Here is a 17,124-nt window from a genome sequence, read left to right as displayed (position 1 = left end):
GGATGTGCCCGCAGCCATTGACGCTATCGCACAAGAAGAAGCGCCCGTCAGGGCGCTTTCTTCGTTTTATCCCGCAAGCTCCACCGGCATCCGACGCAGACATCTCAGACACCCGTAGCGCGCTCAGTGCACACAAAGCAACCTGGAAACCAAACACTCGAGCCACTCAAAAGCGCTGGTTTCCAGCGCCATGCCTGGCTACGCTGCGCCGGTCGAAAGAGAGCACGCCGGAGGGTAGCCCGGCCACCGTCTGCAGCGCAGGTGGCATCTTAGCCATCGGTACCCACGACATGCGCAGCCGGTGATGCCGGCACTGCAGGTGTGTCCGCGCATGCCCTCATCACCGCTCGGCACGCCTTCTCAATCGCAGAAGGATCGCCCCTGAACACCAGCATCGACAGTCACGTTCTGCATCACCCAATCAACGACGAGCACGCCAGCCTGCATGCTCTCGCTTTCGCAAGGGACGCAGGCGGTGACCGGCACGACGATGCCTTATCGCACTGGCGACGAGCCCATCTCAACGCACGCGTGATCTGGCGGCGGCAGCTCACGCTCCAGGACGGCATGCCGGTGCTGGTGGAAGCCTGGCAGATGCCGCATTCGCTGCGCTGGGAGTGGGAGGCCGTCGACCTGCCGCAGGATCGGCAGCTGTCCGGCGGCAACTGCGATTGGTCGCTGGCGGCAATGCGCGCTGCCGATGCCTGACCGGCGCTGTGCCGTGACGAGGTCGCAGTGCTTGCCTAACACCACGCAGCCCGACAGCGCGTTGAACCGTCTTTCTGCCCCGACGCAGCCCCATGCCGGTGCGGCCGCGCAACAGCCTTCCCATCGCGGCTAGCGCGTGTAGAGGCCGGGACGATAGCGTTCCATCAGCGACTGCGGAGCCAGCGGCGGCGTGAAGCCGTAGCGCGCATAGAGACCATGCGCATCGCTGGTGGCCAGGCTGAAACGGCGCAGCCCCTGCAGATCGGGGTGCGCCATGACCGCATCCATCATTACCTTGCTATAGCCCTTGCCCTGGTGCTCGGGCAACACGAACACATCGCCCAGATAGGCGACGGTTGCGTAGTCGGAAACCACCCGCGCAAACGCCACCTGCCCCCCTCCAGAAACCCGCCGAAGCACAGCGAGTTGGCGATGGAGCGCTGTACCAGAGCAAGCGGGATGTCCCTGGCCCAATTGCTGTGCTGCGCCAGGTAGCGATGGATCAGCGCAACATCGAGCTCGGATTGATCGGTGGAAACGCGCAGCGGCGACATGACAACAACTCCGGCAACAGTGGGCCTCAGGTTAGCGCCTGCGAAGGCAGCAGCAACAGTGCGCACAGCACCAGCATGAATCCTGCGATGGCCGCATCCAGCACACGCCATGCGCGCGGATCGCGGGAGGCCGGCTGCAGCAAACACGCGCCATAGCCCAGACCGGGAAACCAGGGGATGCTGGCCAGGCACGCACCCGATGCGAATGCCCAGCGCAGCTGGCCCGGGTAGCGCGCGGCCAGACTGCCCAGCAACAGCATTGTGTCCAGATAGACATGCGGGTTGAGAAAGGTAAATGCCAGGCACGCCAGCATGGCGCGCTGCCAGCGTTGCGCACCGGCCTGCGACGGCGCACCCGCTGGTGCCACGCCAGGCCCTGCGCGCAGCCAGCGCGCCATACGCCGCGAGAAATGCAGCTCCCGCATAGCGAAGTCCCTGCAGCAGCTGCGGCCATCGCGTCACCAGTACGCCGATGCCAGCCACGCGCCCAGCACGATCAGCGCGATATCGCCGAACGCGCAGATGGACGACCAGGACCACACCCTGGAGCTGTTGCGCTCCGGGGCGGTGCTCGGTGCCGTCACCGCCGAGCGCAAACCGTTACAGGGCTGCAACGTGCAAGCGCTGGAAGTGATGCGTTACCACGCCATCGCATCGGCCGCATTCGTTGCGACGCATTTCAAGCAGGGCTTCAGCGCAACGGCCCTGGACCACGCGCCGATGCTGGTGTTCAACCGAAAGGACACGCTGCAAACCCGCGTTGTCCGCCGCATCACCCGCACGCAGGTAGCGCCGCCGATCCACTACCTGCCGATCTCGACCGGCTTTGTCGAAGCGGCCGCACGCGGACTCGGATGGTGCCTGGCGCCGGAATCGATGGTCGTGCCTGCCGTGCGCGACAGGCAGGTGGCCATCATCGACCCGACACGCTGGCGCGATGTGCCGCTGTATTGGCAATGCGCTGCGGTGCGCTCGAACGCCTTGCAGCAGCTTGGCCAGGCCCTGCGCAAAACAGCGGCTGCGAGCCTGCGCTGAGATCAGCCGTGCGCACGCGAAGCGGGCAGGCAACACCGGAGCCTGAGACAACCAACTGCCGGCAGGACGTCGCACCCGATTGGCGTGCAGATGCGGTCGCTGCCCTGCCCGTGCGCGCTTGGCACAGCCGCTTCGCCTGGCATCCTGCTACCGCCGCGGCGACAGCCGGGTCGCCGTGCCACGCCGAGCCTGCTAGCCTTTCCGCCTATTCCGTTGTGATTGCCGATCCGTCATGAAAAAAGCCGTTGTTCTGTTGTCCGGGGGCATGGATTCCGCTGCCGTCATCGCGCTTGCGCAGGAGCAGGGCTTTGCCGTGCATGCCTTGAGCGTGCGCTATGGCCAGCGCCATACCTCCGAGCTAGACGCCGCCGCGCGCGTGGCGACGGCGCAAGGCGTCATCGCGCACAAGGTGGTGGACGTGGACCTGCGCAGCATCGGCGGCTCGGCGCTCACCGACGACATCGACGTGCCCGATGCCGGTGGCGACGGCATCCCGGTCACCTACGTGCCAGCGCGCAACACCATCATGCTGTCGCTGGCACTGGGCTGGGCCGAGGTGATCGGCGCCAACGACCTGTTCTGCGGCGTCAATGCGGTCGATTATTCGGGTTACCCCGACTGCCGGCCCGAATTCGTGCGCGCCTTCGAAGTGCTGGCCAACCTGGCCACCAAGGCCGGCGTGGAAGGCGCCGGCCTGCGCGTGCATGCACCGCTGCAGTTCCTCAGCAAGGCCGACATCGTGCGTGAAGGCGTGCGCCTGGGCGTGGACTTCGGCCTGACCGTGTCCTGCTACCGCGCCGACGCCGACGGGCGCGCCTGCGGCCACTGCGACGCCTGCCGCCTGCGTGCCGCCGGTTTCGCCGACGCCGGCGTCCCGGACCCCACCCACTACGCCATTTCGCCTTGACGCCGGTGTAGGGTAGAATGCGCACCCCGGCGCACTGCCGGGACAGTGGGCCGTTAGCTCAGTCGGTAGAGCAGAAGACTTTTAATCTTTTGGTCGATGGTTCGAATCCATCACGGCCCACCAATCACATCAGCAACTTGAAGAGCGCCGAAGGCGCTTTTTTTGTGCCCCGGAAAGTGTGCCGGCAAATGCGTAGCCGGGGACCATGCTTCACAGCCGTGAAGTCGGATGGCATGCACCATCTGCCGCAGCTGGCGCGCTGCCGTCAAAGCCGGCACTTCCTTGCTGATCATGTGCGTCATCTTGCGGGTCGTGAGCCCGGCGCAGGCGGCCGTGGCGTTTTCGCTGATCACATGGCTCCCGTCTTCTGGATAAGCGATTGCACGCGCCGCGTTGGTCGTGCAGTTCCAGCGGCGCGTGCCTGCTTGCGCAGCCACGTGAGGACGTCCACCGCAGCGTCCACGCGCATGCAGACATGCAGGCGGCCCAGCACGACGCTCTGCGCATCGCTGCCCGGCAAGATCTCATCAAGACCGGTGACTTCGCAGGCGATCAGGACAGGCGACGCATCGGGCTGCGCGTCGGAATGCAGCATGGCCAGCACATAGCCCTGCATCATCTCGAAGCTGAGGGTGACGCCCGTGCAAACGCGAAACTGTTTGCCCATGCTCATCGCTGCGGCCCCGTCACCGCGCTAGCGACGGTAGCGATTACATCTGCGTCGGCAGGCGTGAGCGCATGGACAGCCTTGCCTGTGACGTCGGGGTGGGCCTTCGGGCTTCGCACGGCGGCACGCGTCCCTTCGAGGGCGTTGGGGATCGGAACCACATCATGGACGGCCTGGTACGCCACAGACGTGGGTGCTTCATAGGTGTCGTGAGACATGCTGGATTCCTTTTGTGTTTTGGAATCCGCCACCCAGACGCCAATCGGGGTGGCGGACGGTACGCGGTTGGCGTGCCGGCCAAAAGGAACCGGTGAGCCTTGCGGCCCCCGCGCACCGCCCGCCATAAAACTGGCCGGCATGCGCCCGCGACGATGCGGGCGATAAAAAAGCGCCGTGCATCGGTCGATGGGCGCTGGTGCGCCTTTTGGTTCGGGACGCCAATCCCGGTCGCCGATTGTGCGGCGACGTCCGAATATTCGCTCCGCTCCTTGGAGCCTGTCAACGCAAAAGACGCAACGCTGCAACGAGGATTGCGAAGAAACACGGATGAAAGCACTGCACGCGGAGCCAGCAAAACCTGAAACTCCCGCATGTCGCGCTGGGCGATCGGCGGGGCCGATGCGTCTGCGCCCTATGTCACAGGCCTTGGCGGGAATGAACTGGCGCCTCGTCAAATGCGAACTCTCATACCGCGCCATGTTTCCTATCGTTGATAGCGCGACGACGCGCCAGCGCGACGCCATCACCAATCAGCTGATCGTGAGGCATTGCATCCCTGCCCACAGGATCTGGCCATCGTCGCCAAGAGCGGCGCCCCGCGCCAAGGATGGATCCTGGCTATCGACCTGCTCTCCACAGCAGCTGGTCGAGGCGGCGTACGACAATCCGCGCAACCCGCAATCCGGTGCCATCGACGCATCGAACAGGATCGCGGCGTGAACGCGGGCGACTGCCTCCTGGCAGCCTGCGCCTTCTGCGCTCGGGACTAGTGCGACCAACCAACGCGGTGATCGTCAGGCGGGTACGGACGGCATGCCAGCAACCGCAGCGGATATGTGGCACATGCCGATTGCGGGCGACCGGCTGCGCCCGCCTGCGGGGAGCGCAGGCGTTCTATCGGTCGGGTTTAGCGCCCCGGCTCGTCGTTCCACAGCAGCTTGTGCAGCTGCATCTGGAAGCGTACCGGCAGACGATCGGCCACGATCCAGTCGGCCAGCTGCCGCGGCGTCACTTCGCTCTTGCTGGGCGAAAACCACACCGTGCAGCGGCGGTCCAGCGCATGCGCGGCGACAATCTCGCGCGACCAGTCGTAATCGGCGCGGCTGCAGATCACAAACTTGATCTGGTCGCGTGCGGTCAGCAGCGGCAGATTCTCCCAGCGGTTGCGCAGTTCCTCGCCGGATGCGGGCGTCTTGATGTCGACCACGCGCGCCACGCGCGGATCGACAGCCGACACATCCAATGCACCGGACGTCTCCAGCGAGACATCGAAACCGGCATCGCAGAGTTTCTGCAGCAGCACCAGACAGCGCTTCTGCGCCAGCGGTTCGCCGCCGGTCACGCAGACATGGCGCACGCGGTGGCTGGCCACCTCGGCGACGATCGCATCGATGTCGTGCCATTCACCGCCGTGGAAGGCGTAGGCGGTGTCGCAGTAGTGGCAGCGCAGCGGGCAACCGGTCAGCCGCACGAACACGGTCGGCCAACCGGCGGCCTCGGCTTCGCCCTGCAGGGACAGAAAGATTTCGGTGATCTTCAATCGCGGCAACTGCGACTGGACGATCTCGCTGGGGACGGCGGCGGCGTTCATGGGCAAAGTATGCGTCACGCCCGAAGGCGCGCACGCGCGGGCTCAGCGCAGTTGCTGGCCCAGACGGATGGACTGCAGACGCTCCTGGGCCACGCGCGCTGCGTCGGAGCCGGGATACTGCGATGCGACCTGCTGCAAGGTCTGCTGGGCCTGGTCGTTCTTGCCTTCGCCATACTGCGACAGGCCAAGCTTCAACAGGCCGCCAGCGGCCTTGTCATGCGTGGGATAGCGGCTGACGAGATCGCGGAACTGCGCCTCGGCAAGCTGGAAATTTCGGGTGGCGTAATAACTCTCGCCCAGCCAGTACAAGGCATTGGGGGTGTAGACGCCATTTGGATACAGCTCCAGAAAACTCAGGAACAACTGCGAGGCATCGTCGTACTTGCCGTTCTTCAAAGCATCGAAGGCGACATTGTAGGCAGTGCGCTCCTCGTTGCTAACGGCCAGGGTGCCTGGATCGCCATGCACGCTGGGCGGCTTCTCGGAAGTTGCCGCCGCTGCAGGCCGCGCGGCCGGAGCCGGGGCGGGTGTGACGCTGCCGGTGGGCGATGGCAATGGCGGGGTTGCGCCACCTGCACCTTCCAGCCGATTCAGGCGTCCGTCCAGATCGAGATACTGATCCTTGGACTGCTGCTTGAGTTGTTCGTTGTCGTGCTGCAGTTGCTCCACGGTCGCTCGCAAGCCCTGCAGGTCAGAACGCGCCTGCTGCAGCTGATTGAGGAGATCGTTGTTGGCCTGGCTGTTGGCCTGCTGCTGCTCGAGAACGGCAACACGATCAGCGAGACTGGCTCGCTGCGCGTGCGCCGGCGCGGCGACCACAAGGGCCGCCGCGACGAACAGGGATGTCACTCGAAAGCGCATCGCTTCTTACTGAGCCGTGTACACGATTTCGACGCGACGGTTCTGCGACCAGCAGCTTTCGCTGGTTTCGGTGCAGACCGGACGCTCTTCGCCGTAGCTGACGACGGTCAGCTGGCTGGCGGAACCGCCGGCAGCCTGCAACGAGGACGACACGGCATTGCCGCGACGCTCGCCCAGACCCATGTTGTACTCACGCGAACCGCGCTCGTCGGCATTGCCCTGCAGGGTGATGCGCGAGGAAGGACGGTCACGCAGGTACTTGGCGTGGCACGCCATGATGGCCTGGAATTCCGGCTTCAGGGAGTCCTGATCCAGATCGAAGTAGACAACGCGCTGGCGCAGGCAGGCATCGGTATCCAGGTCGCCCGGGCCGTACAGGCCAGAGGTGGACGGGCCGGTGGGAACGGAGGAACCAGCGGTGGTGTCAGTCGCGGGAGGCGGAGTTTCCTTCACCTTCTTCGAACAACCGGCCAGCACGGCAACGGACAACAGGGAGACAAGCAAGACGCGGGTGGACTTGTTCATGGGATACCTATGGAGGCTCTGGGCCAATGAGTGGTTTAACGCAGCGAAATATTAACATTAATGCGCGGTTCGGTAAGGCCCCCATGCAGGTTCTCTCACATCTCCATCGGCCAGTACCAGACGCTGGCGGACGCGAGCGTCGGCGGATACCGCATAGAGCACCCCGCGACCACCCTCACGTGCGGCGTACAGCACCATGCTGGCGTTCGGTGCGAAGCTCGGCGACTCGTCCAGCGACCCCGGCGAGAGCGTGCTCCAGCTCGGCGAACCCAGGCTGCGATCCATCATGGCGATGCGGTAGCTATTGCCGCTGCCCTGTGCCACGGCAATCTTCTTGCCGTCGAACGAGACGCTGGCGGTGGCGTTGTAGTTGCCCTGGAAGGTCACGCGGTTGGCGCTGCCGCCACTCGCGGCCACTTGGTAGATCTGCGGGCGACCGCCGCGATCGGAGGTGAAGTAGATGCTGCCGCCGTCCGGCGCCCAGGTCGGCTCGGTGTCGATGCCGAAGTGATTGGTCAGCTGGGTCAACTGCTTGCTGCCCAGATCCATGACGTAGATTTCCGGGTTGCCGCTGCGCGACAGTGCCAGCGCCAGGCGGCGGCCGTCCGGCGAGAACGACGGTGCACCGTTGATGCCGCGGAAGCTGGACACCAGCTCACGCGCACCGGTGGCGATGTCCTGCAGGTAGATCGACGAATTGCCGCGCTCGAAGCTCACGTAGGCCAGCTTCTTGCCGTCCGGGCTCCAGTTCGGCGACAGCAGCGGCTCGGCCGAACGCACGATGGTCTGCGGGTTGTAGCCGTCCGAGTCGGCCACCATCAGCGCATAGCGCATCGCGCCGCCCTTGCCGCTGGCGGTCACATAGGCGATCCGGGTCCAGAACGCGCCACGCACGCCGGTGATCTTTTCGTAGATCGCGTCGGCCATCTGGTGCGAGACATCGCGCATCGCATTGGCACGTGCGGTCATCGCCAGACCGAGCAGGCGCTCGCCCTTGGCCACGTCGAACAGTTCGTACTCGACGCGGTAGGCGCCTTCGCCGGCATCCATGACGCGACCGACCACGATGTAGTTCTGCTTGAGGGTGCGCCAGGTCTGGAACTGCACCTCGGTGCCGCGGGTCGGCTTTTCGACGATCTGCGCGACCGGCAGCGTGCGGAACTGGCCGGAACGGTCCAGGTCGGCGCCGACGACGGCAGATACATCGGTCTGCGGCGCCGTGCCGGAGCCCTGGTACGGCATGGGCACGACGGTGATCGGCGTCGCCGAAGCGCTACCGCCGACGATATCGATGGTGAGCCCTTGCTGCTGCGCGAATGCGCTCAGCGGCAACAACAGGGCGGTCAAGGCAGCTAGCCAACGCAGCGGTTTTTTCATGGACGGCTCGGATCGGGCAGGAAAAGTGTGCAAGGGATACCAATCAGCGAGTGAACATACTCGCAATCGTGAACGAAACAGCGTGAAAGTGGAGCGAGTGGTCAAGCACCGGGCATTCCGTCGGCCAGATGCGTGGGCATGCGTGCGGTGGCGCAGCAATATCCACCCGGCAGAGCGCCACTCAGTCGACCACACCCCGCGAATCTATATCCCAGCCGGGGCGCAGCGCAGGTCATGCGGCCGCGCCCCTGACCTGGGGCTACTAATCCTGCGGGGTGAACACAAACGTCAGGTTGCGCTGGAACACCGATTCGAACCCACGATACGGCAATGGCTGGGCACTCAGCACCGCGGCTTCGATCGAGCGCTGGCCGGCCTCGTCGTAAGGGCAACCCGGCGCCACCTTGGCCTCCATCACCGTGCCACCCGGCAACTGACGGATGTTGATGCTGCACTTCTGGCCCGGCGGCACCGACGGCGGGCGCACCCACTGCGCCAGCACCTTCTGCTGGATCGCCGCGGCGTACTTGGCCGACAGATCGGTATTGGTTCCGCCCTGCCCTGCCGTCGGTTGCGCAGTGGCGGCGGCAGCCGACGAAGCCTGCTGCGCACGCGCGGCGGCGACCTGCCGCAACTTCTGCTCGGCCAGTGCGGCTTCCTTGGTGGCCTGTTCGCGCTGGCGGCGGATGTCTGCGATCTTCTTCTCGCGCTCGGCATCGGCAGCGGCCTGCTGCGCTGCGGCCTGCTTCTTCTTGGCGTCGGCTTCTTCCTGCTGCTTGGCCAGGCGCAGTTTCTGCTCGGCCTCTTCCTGGCGTTTGCGCTCGGTCAGGTCGATCTGCTCCTGACGGCGCTTGGCCTCCTGTTCCTGCTTGGCCTTTTCCGCCGACAGCGCCAGTGCGTCGACGCGGTCCTGGTCGACCTTGTCCGGCTGCGCGACGCGCTCCTGTGCCTGCGCCTGTTGCGGGGTGGGCGCATCCTGCGGACGCGGCTCAGGAATCGGCTGCGGCGGCGGCACGGTATCTTCGGGTGCCGGTTCGGGCAGCGGCGCCGGCGGTGGCGGCGCCTCCACCGGCGTGGCCTTCAGCGCCTGGCGCGCAACCCGCGCTTCGGCCGCGGACACGTCCAGCGAGGCTTCCATGCTGGGGTCGCCCGCTGCCGGCTCGACCGAGCGTTCGGGCGACCACAACCAGCCGGCGATGAACACCAGTGCGACCAGCACGTGCACGACCAGGGCCAGCACGACCGGCCGCAACCAGCCATCCTCGCGCGCCGTCTGAGTGGGGAATGCGTCAGCGTGCATCGCTGCCTGCAGTGCCGCCGGAGTCGGAAATCAGGCCGACCTTCTCGACCTTGGCCTGCTTGAGCACGTCGATGGCGTCCATGATCTTTTGATACGGCGCGGCACGGTCGCCGGCCACGACCACGCGCGCGTCCTTGTCCTGCGCCACGATGGCGGCCAGTTGCGCCTGCAGCGCCGCCACGTCCATCGCCTGCGGCTTGCCCTTGGGCAGCTGCAATGCGAGCTGGCCGTCGGCGGCGACCACCACCACGACCGGATCCTGCTTGCTCTCCAGCGCCTTGGCGCGTGAGCTGGGCAGGTTGACATCGGTGCTCAGGGTCAGCAGCGGCGCGGTCACCATGAAGATGATCAGCAGCACCAGCATCACGTCGATATACGGCACGACGTTGATGTCGGATTTGAGCTTGCGCTTCTTACGGCGGGAAATACCGGAAATCATCGCGGAACGTTCCTATTGATCCCCCGCACATGGATGTGCGGGCTCGTGCGAGGGACTCGCCCATCCAATCCCTCGCATACGTGTGTGCGAGCTGTCGCGAGAGGCTTGCCTGTCCAATCCCTGCGCCGCGCCAGACGCGCGTGTGCGAACGCCCCGCCTGCCACGTCCACGCACCGGAATGTGCGTGCCGTGACGGGGCATTCGCCCGGCTGCCGGCTGGCGCAGGGCATGCGCATTACTCGTCCGCGCCAGCCTGGCGCTGCAGGATCGAGCTGAACTCGTCGGCGAAGGTCTCGTAGCGCACCGACAGCCGTTCCACGCGGGTGGTGAATCGGTTGTAGGCCCACACCGCGGGAATCGCCACGAACAGGCCGATGGCGGTGGCGAACAGCGCTTCGGAAATACCCGGTGCGACCGCGGCGATACCGGCCTGCTCGCCGCTGCTGACCATGTCGTGCATGGTCACCATGATGCCGAACACGGTACCGACCAGGCCGACGTACGGCGCGGTGGAACCGATGTTGGCCAGCAATTCGAGATTGCGCTCGAGCTGGTCGACTTCGCGGGTGAAGGCAGTGCGCATGGCGCGCTGTGCGCCTTCCAGTTGCACCCGCCCGTCCAGCCGGCGGCGGTCGCGCAGGCGAGAGAACTCGCGGAAGCCGCTCTCGAACATCGACTCCAGGCCGCCGACGGTGCGGTTACGGTCGGTGGCCGACGCGTAGAGCTTGGCCAGATCGGCGCCGGACCAGAAGCGGTTTTCGAACTCGTCCGCCTCGCGGTTGGCCTGCTTGAAGGCGCGCGCCTTGCGGAAAATGATCACCCAGCTGATGAACGAGCCGATCAGCAGCAGCAATACGATGATCTTGACCGGGATACTCGCTCGCAGGATCAGATCGACATAGTTGATGCTGCTGTTGTGCGCCACGCTGGCGGTCTGTGCCGCAGCGGCGGCAACGTCCTGCGGTAGTGCTTCCACTACCGTGTCCTGCAGGGCCAGGAGCAATGCAATCGACATCCGTTTGTTCCTCAGTAATCGGATTCTGGGGTTTCTAGAGCTTTCAATACGTCATACAGCGCATCGTCCATCCCGCGCGGGCGGAAGTCGCTGGTACCGAGTGCGGCAATGCGCACCTCGGCGGTCAGCAGCACTTCGCCCTCGCGACGTACCGACTGCGCAAACAGCAGGCTGGCCCGTTTGCATCGCAGCAGTACCGCCGACACTGACAGCGCGTCGTCGAGCCGGGCCGGCTTGAGGAAATCCAGTTGCATCGAGCGGACCGCGAACACCAGGTCGTGCTGCTGGCGCATGCGTTCCTGCCCGTAGCCGAGTGCGCGCATCCACTCCGTGCGCGCCCGCTCCATGAAAGCAACGTAACGCGCGTGGTAGACCACGCCCCCGGCGTCGGTATCTTCCCAGTACACGCGTGTCGGCCAACTGAATACAGCCGGGGATTGGGGAATCGGGAGTCGGGAATCGGCGGTCATGGGCACGGAGTGTTGGTCGAAACGGCCCGGGCGCGCGACGAACGGAGCGTCATCAGAACAGGTCTCCCGGTTCGCCGATTGCAGGGGCGCGGTCCCGCGGCGGTTTCAGGCCCAGGTGCAGATAGGCCTTGGTGGTGACCATGCGCCCGCGCGCGGTGCGGATCAAAAAGCCCTGCTGGATCAGGTAGGGCTCGATCACGTCTTCCAGCGTGCCGCGCTCTTCCGACAGCGAGGCGGCCAGCGACTCCACCCCGACCGGGCCGCCGTCGAAGTGGTCGACGATGGTGCGCAGCATGCGGCGGTCAAGCTCGTCGAAGCCTTCCGGGTCGACCTTGAGCATCTGCATCGCCGCCTGCGCCACCGGCAGGTCGATATGCCCTGCCGCCTTGACCTGGGCGAAGTCGCGCACCCGCCGCAGCAGCCGGTTGGCGATACGCGGGGTGCCGCGCGCGCGACGGGCGATCTCGGCCGCGCCCTCGGGCGTGCAGTCGATGCCCAGGATCGCCGCCGAGCGGATCACGATGCGGGTCAGTTCCTGCGGCGAGTAGAACTCCAACCGCTGTACGATGCCGAAGCGGTCGCGCAGGGGTGCGGTCAGCAGGCCGGCACGGGTGGTGGCGCCGATCAGGGTGAACGGCGGCAGGTCGATCTTGATCGAACGCGCGGCCGGGCCGTCGCCGATCATGATGTCGATCTGGAAATCTTCCATCGCCGGATACAGCACTTCTTCCACCACCGGCGAGAGGCGATGGATCTCGTCGATGAACAGCACATCGTGCGGCTGCAGATTGGTCAGCAGCGCAGCCAGATCACCGGCCTTCTCGATCACCGGGCCGGAGGTCGAGCGCAGGTTCACGCCCAGCTCGTTGGCGATGACGTGGCTGAGCGTGGTCTTGCCCAGACCCGGCGGGCCGAAGATGAGCACGTGATCCATCGCCTCGCCGCGCGCCTTGGCCGCTTCGATGTAGATCTCCATCTGCTCGCGCACCGGCTGCTGGCCCAGGTAATCGGCCAGGCGCTTGGGCCGGATGCTCGCATCGGCGGCATCGTCTTCGCGGGTAGCACTGCTGGCGATGATGCGGTCCATTGAAAAGCCGGGAATGGGGAATCGAGAATGGGGAATCGAGCGGACAATAGTAGCGGTTACCGGCACGGCTGGTGCCCTTTTCAGCCGCCGCCGAGTGTCTCGGGCTGGCGCAGGCCGTTGCTCTTCCTATTCCCCATTCCCGTCTCCCGAATCCCAAGGCCGCGACGCTGTCGCGGCCTCAGATCTCCACCTGGGCGCCCAGCTCGACCAGGCGGTTGCCGGGGATGCGGAAGAAGCCTGTGGCCGGGGCGGCGTTGCGATGCATCAGCGCGAACAGCTTGTCGCGCCAGATCGGCATGCCGCGGTTGGCGCTGGCCACGATGGTCTCGCGGCTGGCGAAGAAGGTGGTGTCCATCGGGTCGAAATGGATGCCGCCCTGGTCGCAGGAACGCATCAGCGCCAGCGGCACGTCCGGCGTTTCCATGAAGCCGAAGCGCACATAGACGCGGTAGAACTCGTCGCCGATCGATTCGATCTGCAGCCGCTTGTCCGCCGGCGCATACGGGATCGGCAAGGTGTCGACGTTGAGGAAGATGTTGCGCTCGTGCAGCACCTTGTTGTGCTTGAGGTTGTGCATCAGCGCATGCGGCACGACCATCGGGTCGGCGGTGAGAAACACCGCCATGCCCGGCACGCGCGCCGGCGGGGCCAGCATCAGGCCCGGCAGGAAGCTGTCGATGCGGATACCGTCCTTGCGGATTTCCTCGCGCAGCAGCGCACGGCCGCGGCGCCAGGTGCGCATCAGGGTGAACACCACGATGCCCAGCGCCAGCGGGAACCAGGCGCCCTGCAACAGCTTGGCGCCGTTGGCGATGACGAAGGCCAGCTCGATGAAGAAGAACACCACGCACAGCGGCAGCACCCAGTTGCGCCAGCGCGGCCACAACGAGCGCGCCACCAGCGCCAGCAGCAGGGTATCGATCAGCATGGTCATCGACACCGAGATGCCGTAGGCCACCGCCAGATTGGTGGAACTGCGGAAGATCAGCACCAGCGCAATCACCATCACCATCAACAGCCAGTTGATGCCGGGCACGTAGATCTGGCCGATGGTGGTGCGCGAGGTGTGCTTGATGAGCATTCGCGGGATGTAGCCCAGCTGCATCGCCTGGCGGGCCACCGAATAGGCGCCGGTGATGACCGCCTGCGACGCGATCACGGCCGCCAGCGTGGCCAGGATGATCATCGGATACAGCGCCCAGCCCGGCACCGCTTCGAAGAACGGGTTCTTCAGTGCGGAGGGGTGATTGAGCACCAGCGCGCCCTGCCCCAGGTAGTTGAGCAGCAGCATCGGCAACACGAAGAAATACCAGCCATGGCGGATCGGCTTGGCGCCGAAGTGGCCCATGTCCGCATACAGCGCCTCGCCGCCGGTCACCGCCAGCACCACCGCGCCGAGGATGAACACCCCGTGCCAGCCATGCTCCATGAAGAAGCGGATCGCCCACCAGGGGTTGAAGGCCTTCATCACTTCCGGCGCGTCAACGATGTTCCAGGCGCCGATTGCCCCCAGCGACAGGAACCACAGGCAGGTGATCGGGCCGAACACCTTGCCGACCTTTTCGGTGCCGAAGCGCTGCACCATGAATACCACCAGCAGCACGATCACGGTGATCGGCACGATGAAGGGATGCAGGCTGGGCGCGGCGATTTCCAGGCCTTCGACCGCGCCCATCACCGAGATGGCCGGGGTGATCACGCCATCACCGAAGAACAGCGAGGCGCCGAAGATGCCGAGGATGCCGACCACGTACGCCGAGCGCGACCCGCTGCGCAGGGTGCGCTGGGTCAACGCCATCAAGGCCATGATGCCGCCCTCGCCCTCGTTGTCGGCACGCATGATGATGGTGACGTACTTGAGCGTCACCGTGACCATCAGCGCCCAGAACGCCAGCGACAGCACGCCCAGCACGGTGTCGTGGTCGCTGGTCAGCCCGTAGTGCGGCGAGAACGCCTCCTTGAGGGTGTACAGCGGACTGGTACCGATATCGCCGAAGACGACGCCAATGGCGCCGATGACCAAGGCCATATGGCTATTGGCAGGCGCATGGCCGTGGCCAGCTGCGGAAGTGGGGGTCTGGGACATGAAGTGGGCAGGGTATCGCCAAGTGGCGTGAAGGAGGGGAAGACGGCGCGGCGTTGAGTGACTAAAAACGTAGCGAGCGGTGGTCAGCTGGGTGCGGGCGGCGCGCAGGGAGCCGCAGTGTACGAGTGGTCCCTGCGGATTCCGAGCACCGGCCGCGCCCGCCTGGCGGGCGCACAGTCGTTTTGCCAGTCGCCCTTAACGCAGCGCGGCCTGGAGGGCCTTGCGAATGACCGTGGCGACTTCGTCGCCTTCTGCCCCGGCCTCGCGTGCCATGCGTGCGGCCTCGGCCGGCTTGTAACCCAGTTGCTGCAAGGCCACCGTGGCCTCGGACACCGCATCCGGGCCGAGCTGGCCGGTGATCGGCGCGCCACTGCTGAAGTCGGCGGCGCGGTCGCGCAGCTCCACCACCATACGCTCGGCGGTCTTCTTGCCGATGCCGGGGATGCGCGTCAGCGCGGTGATGTCGCCGCTAGTGATCAGGCGGGCGAACTCGTCCACGCTGACCCCGGACAGCACCGCCAGCGCAATCTTGGCGCCGATGCCGGTGACCTTCTGCACGTCGCGGAACAGCCTGCGCTCGCCTTCGCGCAGGAATCCGTACAGCGACACGCTGTCTTCCTTCTGTGCGTAGTGGGTGAACAGGATCACGTCGCGGCCGACATCGGGCAGGTCGTAGAAGGTGCTCATCGGCGCCTCCAGCTCATACCCCACCCCACCGACATCGATCACCAGCCACGGCGGCTGCTTGTAGGCCAGCAGCCCACGCAGGCGGCCGATCATTGGGCACCGCCTTGGCGGTGCCGGGAATGGGGAATCGGGAATGGGGAATCGCAACAGCGCGCGCTGCTGTGGACTCTGCGTTTGCAATTCCCGATTCCCGACTCCCGATTCCCGATTCTCATTTCTTGCGGCTCCAGGCCTGTTGGGTATTGACGCCCAGGCGTTGCGCGGTGGCGCGTACGTGGGCGTGGGTGATGGCGACCGCCAGCGCGTCGGCGGCGTCGGCCTGCAGCTTGCCTTTCAGGTTGAGCATGATGCCGACCATGTGCTGGACCTGCACCTTGTCCGCCCCGCCCTTGCCGACCAGTGCCAGCTTGATCTCGGTGGCAGCGTACTCGTGCACCGGCAGATCGCGCAGCACCACCGCGCAGATCGCCGCACCGCGCGCGTGGCCCAGCTTGAGCGCGGAATCGGCGCTCTTGCCCATGAACACCTTCTCGATCGCCACTTCCTGCGGCCGGTAGGTCTCGATCACCTCGCCCAGCCCGTGCAGCAGGCGCTTGAGCCGCTGCGCAAAGTCGCCCTCGCCCAGCAGCACCAGCGGCGCGTGATAGACATGCCGGCTGCGACCGCTCTCGTCGACGTCGATGATGCCGAGCCCGGTGCGTTGGGAGCCGGGATCGATGCCCAGGATGCGGGTCATCGAGCGGCCGGGAATTGGGAGTCGGGAATCGGGAATGGGTAACGCAGCCTCCTGGCGTGCTCGACGCTGCCGAGCAATGCAGGATGCGGCTGTTTCGATTCCCGATTCTCCATTCCCAATTCCCGGCGCTTACGCGCCGAGCGCCGCTTGATCGACGTTCGAATAGACGTCCTGGACGTCGTCCAGGTCTTCGAGCATGTCGAGCAGCTTGCGGACCTGCACGGCGGTGTCGCCGTCCACGGCGATGTCGTTTTCGGCGCGGAAGGTGATTTCGGCGTGCGCCGGTTCCAGGCCGGCGGCGGTCAGCGCCTGCTTGACCTGGGCGAAGGCGTCCGGGGCGGTCAGCACGTCGATGGCGCCGTCTTCCGGGTAGACCACCACATCGTCTGCGCCGGCTTCGATCGCCGCGTCGGTGAGGGTGTCTTCGTCGGTGCCGGCGGCAAAGCTCAGCACGCCCAGGCGCTTGAACATGAAGGCCACCGAGCCGTCGGTGCCCATGTTGCCGCCGCACTTGCTGAAGGCATGGCGCACGTCGGCCACCGCGCGCACACGGTTGTCGGTCAGGCAGTCCACGATCACCGCCACACCGCCGGGGGCGTAGCCCTCGTAGCGCACTTCTTCGTATTCCACGCCTTCCAGCTCGCCGGTGGCTTTCTTGATGGCGCGCTCGATCACGTCCTTGGACATGTTCGCCGACAGGCCCTTGTCCACTGCCACGCGCAGGCGCGGGTTGTTGGACGGATCGCCACCGCCGCCGCGCGCGGCGACGCTGATCTCACGAATGATCTTGGTGAACATCTTGCCGCGCTTGGCGTCGGAGGCGTTCTTGCGGCCTTCGATGGAGGGGCCTCTACCCATGG

Annotated in this window: 18 protein-coding genes, 1 tRNA gene, 1 other RNA gene and 3 pseudogenes; 5 read left to right on the top strand and 18 right to left on the bottom strand. The window is 65.8% G+C overall.

Features of this window, described 5'->3' with window-relative positions; translation table 11 throughout:
- Positions 1-321 precede the first annotated feature (321 nt).
- Positions 322-708, top strand: a complete 387-nt coding sequence (locus tag FHT09_RS03465) for a hypothetical protein (protein WP_146096467.1) — start codon at positions 322-324, stop codon at positions 706-708.
- 129 nt (positions 709-837) lie between these two features.
- Here the strand turns inward: FHT09_RS03465 and FHT09_RS03460 are convergent.
- Positions 838-1,262: pseudogene (locus FHT09_RS03460) on the bottom strand (GNAT family N-acetyltransferase).
- Between the two features lie 26 nt (positions 1,263-1,288).
- Positions 1,289-1,789 (bottom strand): annotated as a pseudogene (locus tag FHT09_RS03455) (LysE family transporter); the annotation flags it as partial.
- Between FHT09_RS03455 and FHT09_RS03450 the strand changes: the two are divergent.
- From FHT09_RS03450 to FHT09_RS03440, 3 genes and pseudogenes are all read left to right on the top strand, one after another.
- Positions 1,782-2,297: pseudogene (locus FHT09_RS03450) on the top strand (LysR substrate-binding domain-containing protein); the annotation flags it as partial. The pseudogenes FHT09_RS03455 and FHT09_RS03450 sit on opposite strands and share 8 nt — an antisense overlap.
- Positions 2,298-2,529: 232 nt before the next feature.
- Positions 2,530-3,204: a 7-cyano-7-deazaguanine synthase QueC gene (gene queC / locus FHT09_RS03445; protein WP_104605712.1), complete on the top strand. Its 675-nt coding sequence runs from the start codon at positions 2,530-2,532 to the stop codon at positions 3,202-3,204.
- 47 nt (positions 3,205-3,251) lie between these two features.
- Positions 3,252-3,327 (top strand) — tRNA-Lys (locus FHT09_RS03440).
- On the opposite strand, the gene FHT09_RS03435 is transcribed toward FHT09_RS03440, so the two are convergent.
- Both FHT09_RS03435 and FHT09_RS03430 read right to left on the bottom strand, forming a co-directional pair.
- Positions 3,315-3,557 (bottom strand): hypothetical protein, encoded by a 243-nt coding sequence (locus FHT09_RS03435; protein WP_104605714.1) that lies wholly within the window; start codon positions 3,555-3,557, stop codon positions 3,315-3,317. The two genes, FHT09_RS03440 and FHT09_RS03435, sit on opposite strands and share 13 nt — an antisense overlap.
- Complete coding sequence (locus FHT09_RS03430) at positions 3,554-3,871, bottom strand: hypothetical protein (protein ID WP_258077192.1); 318 nt, start codon at positions 3,869-3,871, stop codon at positions 3,554-3,556. Before FHT09_RS03430 ends, FHT09_RS03435 begins: the two co-directional genes overlap by 4 nt.
- A 654-nt stretch (positions 3,872-4,525) precedes the next feature.
- Between FHT09_RS03430 and FHT09_RS03425 the strand changes: the two genes are divergently transcribed.
- Positions 4,526-4,810 (top strand): hypothetical protein, encoded by a 285-nt coding sequence (locus FHT09_RS03425; RefSeq protein WP_146096468.1) that lies wholly within the window; start codon positions 4,526-4,528, stop codon positions 4,808-4,810.
- Between the two features lie 187 nt (positions 4,811-4,997).
- Here the strand turns inward: FHT09_RS03425 and queE are convergent, their stop codons facing one another.
- The 14 genes from queE to FHT09_RS03355 form a co-directional block, all read right to left on the bottom strand.
- A complete protein-coding gene (queE, locus tag FHT09_RS03420; protein ID WP_104605720.1) occupies positions 4,998-5,681 on the bottom strand; it encodes a 7-carboxy-7-deazaguanine synthase QueE in 684 nt (227 codons plus the stop codon).
- 42 nt (positions 5,682-5,723) lie between these two features.
- Positions 5,724-6,542, bottom strand: a complete 819-nt coding sequence (ybgF, locus tag FHT09_RS03415) for a tol-pal system protein YbgF (RefSeq protein WP_047127027.1) — start codon at positions 6,540-6,542, stop codon at positions 5,724-5,726.
- Positions 6,543-6,548: 6 nt separating this feature from the next.
- Positions 6,549-7,067, bottom strand: coding sequence for a peptidoglycan-associated lipoprotein Pal (pal, locus tag FHT09_RS03410; RefSeq protein ID WP_016904129.1), 519 nt, complete (start codon positions 7,065-7,067; stop codon positions 6,549-6,551).
- Between the two features lie 57 nt (positions 7,068-7,124).
- Entirely contained in the window at positions 7,125-8,444 is a 1,320-nt protein-coding gene (tolB, locus tag FHT09_RS03405; protein ID WP_104536059.1) for a Tol-Pal system beta propeller repeat protein TolB, read from the bottom strand.
- Between the two features lie 262 nt (positions 8,445-8,706).
- Positions 8,707-9,744, bottom strand: coding sequence for a cell envelope integrity protein TolA (tolA, locus tag FHT09_RS03400; RefSeq protein WP_104536060.1), 1,038 nt, complete (start codon positions 9,742-9,744; stop codon positions 8,707-8,709).
- Positions 9,734-10,183 carry a protein TolR gene (gene tolR, locus FHT09_RS03395; protein WP_016904126.1) on the bottom strand — a complete coding sequence of 150 codons (450 nt, stop codon included), beginning with the start codon at positions 10,181-10,183 and terminating at the stop codon, positions 9,734-9,736. The genes tolA and tolR overlap by 11 nt, the downstream gene beginning before the upstream one ends.
- Positions 10,184-10,418: 235 nt before the next feature.
- Positions 10,419-11,198 (bottom strand): protein TolQ, encoded by a 780-nt coding sequence (tolQ, locus tag FHT09_RS03390; RefSeq protein ID WP_016904125.1) that lies wholly within the window; start codon positions 11,196-11,198, stop codon positions 10,419-10,421.
- 11 nt (positions 11,199-11,209) lie between these two features.
- Positions 11,210-11,668, bottom strand: coding sequence for a tol-pal system-associated acyl-CoA thioesterase (gene ybgC, locus FHT09_RS03385; protein WP_104605722.1), 459 nt, complete (start codon positions 11,666-11,668; stop codon positions 11,210-11,212).
- Between the two features lie 52 nt (positions 11,669-11,720).
- Positions 11,721-12,755, bottom strand: a complete 1,035-nt coding sequence (ruvB, locus tag FHT09_RS03380) for a Holliday junction branch migration DNA helicase RuvB (RefSeq protein ID WP_104536062.1) — start codon at positions 12,753-12,755, stop codon at positions 11,721-11,723.
- A gap of 178 nt (positions 12,756-12,933) precedes the next feature.
- Positions 12,934-14,841, bottom strand: a complete 1,908-nt coding sequence (locus tag FHT09_RS03375) for a potassium transporter Kup (protein WP_026064726.1) — start codon at positions 14,839-14,841, stop codon at positions 12,934-12,936.
- 59 nt (positions 14,842-14,900) lie between these two features.
- Positions 14,901-14,975: non-coding RNA, sX9 sRNA (locus FHT09_RS03370), on the bottom strand.
- A 61-nt stretch (positions 14,976-15,036) separates the two neighbouring features.
- A complete protein-coding gene (gene ruvA / locus FHT09_RS03365; RefSeq protein ID WP_016904121.1) occupies positions 15,037-15,621 on the bottom strand; it encodes a Holliday junction branch migration protein RuvA in 585 nt (194 codons plus the stop codon).
- 118 nt (positions 15,622-15,739) lie between these two features.
- The gene (ruvC, locus tag FHT09_RS03360) at positions 15,740-16,264 is read right to left on the bottom strand and encodes a crossover junction endodeoxyribonuclease RuvC (RefSeq protein ID WP_016904120.1); all 525 of its coding nucleotides are present in this window, start codon (positions 16,262-16,264) and stop codon (positions 15,740-15,742) included.
- A 129-nt stretch (positions 16,265-16,393) separates the two neighbouring features.
- The gene (locus tag FHT09_RS03355; protein ID WP_024940614.1) at positions 16,394-17,122 is read right to left on the bottom strand and encodes a YebC/PmpR family DNA-binding transcriptional regulator; all 729 of its coding nucleotides are present in this window, start codon (positions 17,120-17,122) and stop codon (positions 16,394-16,396) included.
- Between the last annotated feature and the right edge of the window lie 2 nt (positions 17,123-17,124).

The organism is Xanthomonas sp. CFBP 8152, from assembly GCF_014199025.1.
In the GTDB taxonomy this organism is placed as follows: Bacteria; Pseudomonadota; Gammaproteobacteria; order Xanthomonadales; family Xanthomonadaceae; genus Xanthomonas; species Xanthomonas arboricola_B.
Note: the sequence above shows the minus strand (reverse complement) of the source record. Positions and strands in the feature narration are given on the sequence as shown.

What these genes read in the sequence shown, in the direction of transcription:
- queC (WP_104605712.1), top strand. Translation starts at nt 2,530, where the DNA reads ATGAAAAAAGCCGTTGTTCTGTTGTCCGGGGGCATGGATTCCGCTGCC.
- FHT09_RS03430 (WP_258077192.1), bottom strand. Translation starts at nt 3,871, where the DNA reads ATGGGCAAACAGTTTCGCGTTTGCACGGGCGTCACCCTCAGCTTCGAG.
- FHT09_RS03425 (WP_146096468.1), top strand. Translation starts at nt 4,526, where the DNA reads ATGAACTGGCGCCTCGTCAAATGCGAACTCTCATACCGCGCCATGTTT.
- queE (WP_104605720.1), bottom strand. Translation starts at nt 5,681, where the DNA reads ATGAACGCCGCCGCCGTCCCCAGCGAGATCGTCCAGTCGCAGTTGCCG.
- ybgF (WP_047127027.1), bottom strand. Translation starts at nt 6,542, where the DNA reads ATGCGCTTTCGAGTGACATCCCTGTTCGTCGCGGCGGCCCTTGTGGTC.
- pal (WP_016904129.1), bottom strand. Translation starts at nt 7,067, where the DNA reads ATGAACAAGTCCACCCGCGTCTTGCTTGTCTCCCTGTTGTCCGTTGCC.
- tolB (WP_104536059.1), bottom strand. Translation starts at nt 8,444, where the DNA reads ATGAAAAAACCGCTGCGTTGGCTAGCTGCCTTGACCGCCCTGTTGTTG.
- tolA (WP_104536060.1), bottom strand. Translation starts at nt 9,744, where the DNA reads ATGCACGCTGACGCATTCCCCACTCAGACGGCGCGCGAGGATGGCTGG.
- tolR (WP_016904126.1), bottom strand. Translation starts at nt 10,183, where the DNA reads ATGATTTCCGGTATTTCCCGCCGTAAGAAGCGCAAGCTCAAATCCGAC.
- tolQ (WP_016904125.1), bottom strand. Translation starts at nt 11,198, where the DNA reads ATGTCGATTGCATTGCTCCTGGCCCTGCAGGACACGGTAGTGGAAGCA.
- ybgC (WP_104605722.1), bottom strand. Translation starts at nt 11,668, where the DNA reads ATGACCGCCGATTCCCGACTCCCGATTCCCCAATCCCCGGCTGTATTC.
- ruvB (WP_104536062.1), bottom strand. Translation starts at nt 12,755, where the DNA reads ATGGACCGCATCATCGCCAGCAGTGCTACCCGCGAAGACGATGCCGCC.
- FHT09_RS03375 (WP_026064726.1), bottom strand. Translation starts at nt 14,841, where the DNA reads ATGTCCCAGACCCCCACTTCCGCAGCTGGCCACGGCCATGCGCCTGCC.
- ruvA (WP_016904121.1), bottom strand. Translation starts at nt 15,621, where the DNA reads ATGATCGGCCGCCTGCGTGGGCTGCTGGCCTACAAGCAGCCGCCGTGG.
- ruvC (WP_016904120.1), bottom strand. Translation starts at nt 16,264, where the DNA reads ATGACCCGCATCCTGGGCATCGATCCCGGCTCCCAACGCACCGGGCTC.
- FHT09_RS03355 (WP_024940614.1), bottom strand. Translation starts at nt 17,122, where the DNA reads ATGGGTAGAGGCCCCTCCATCGAAGGCCGCAAGAACGCCTCCGACGCC.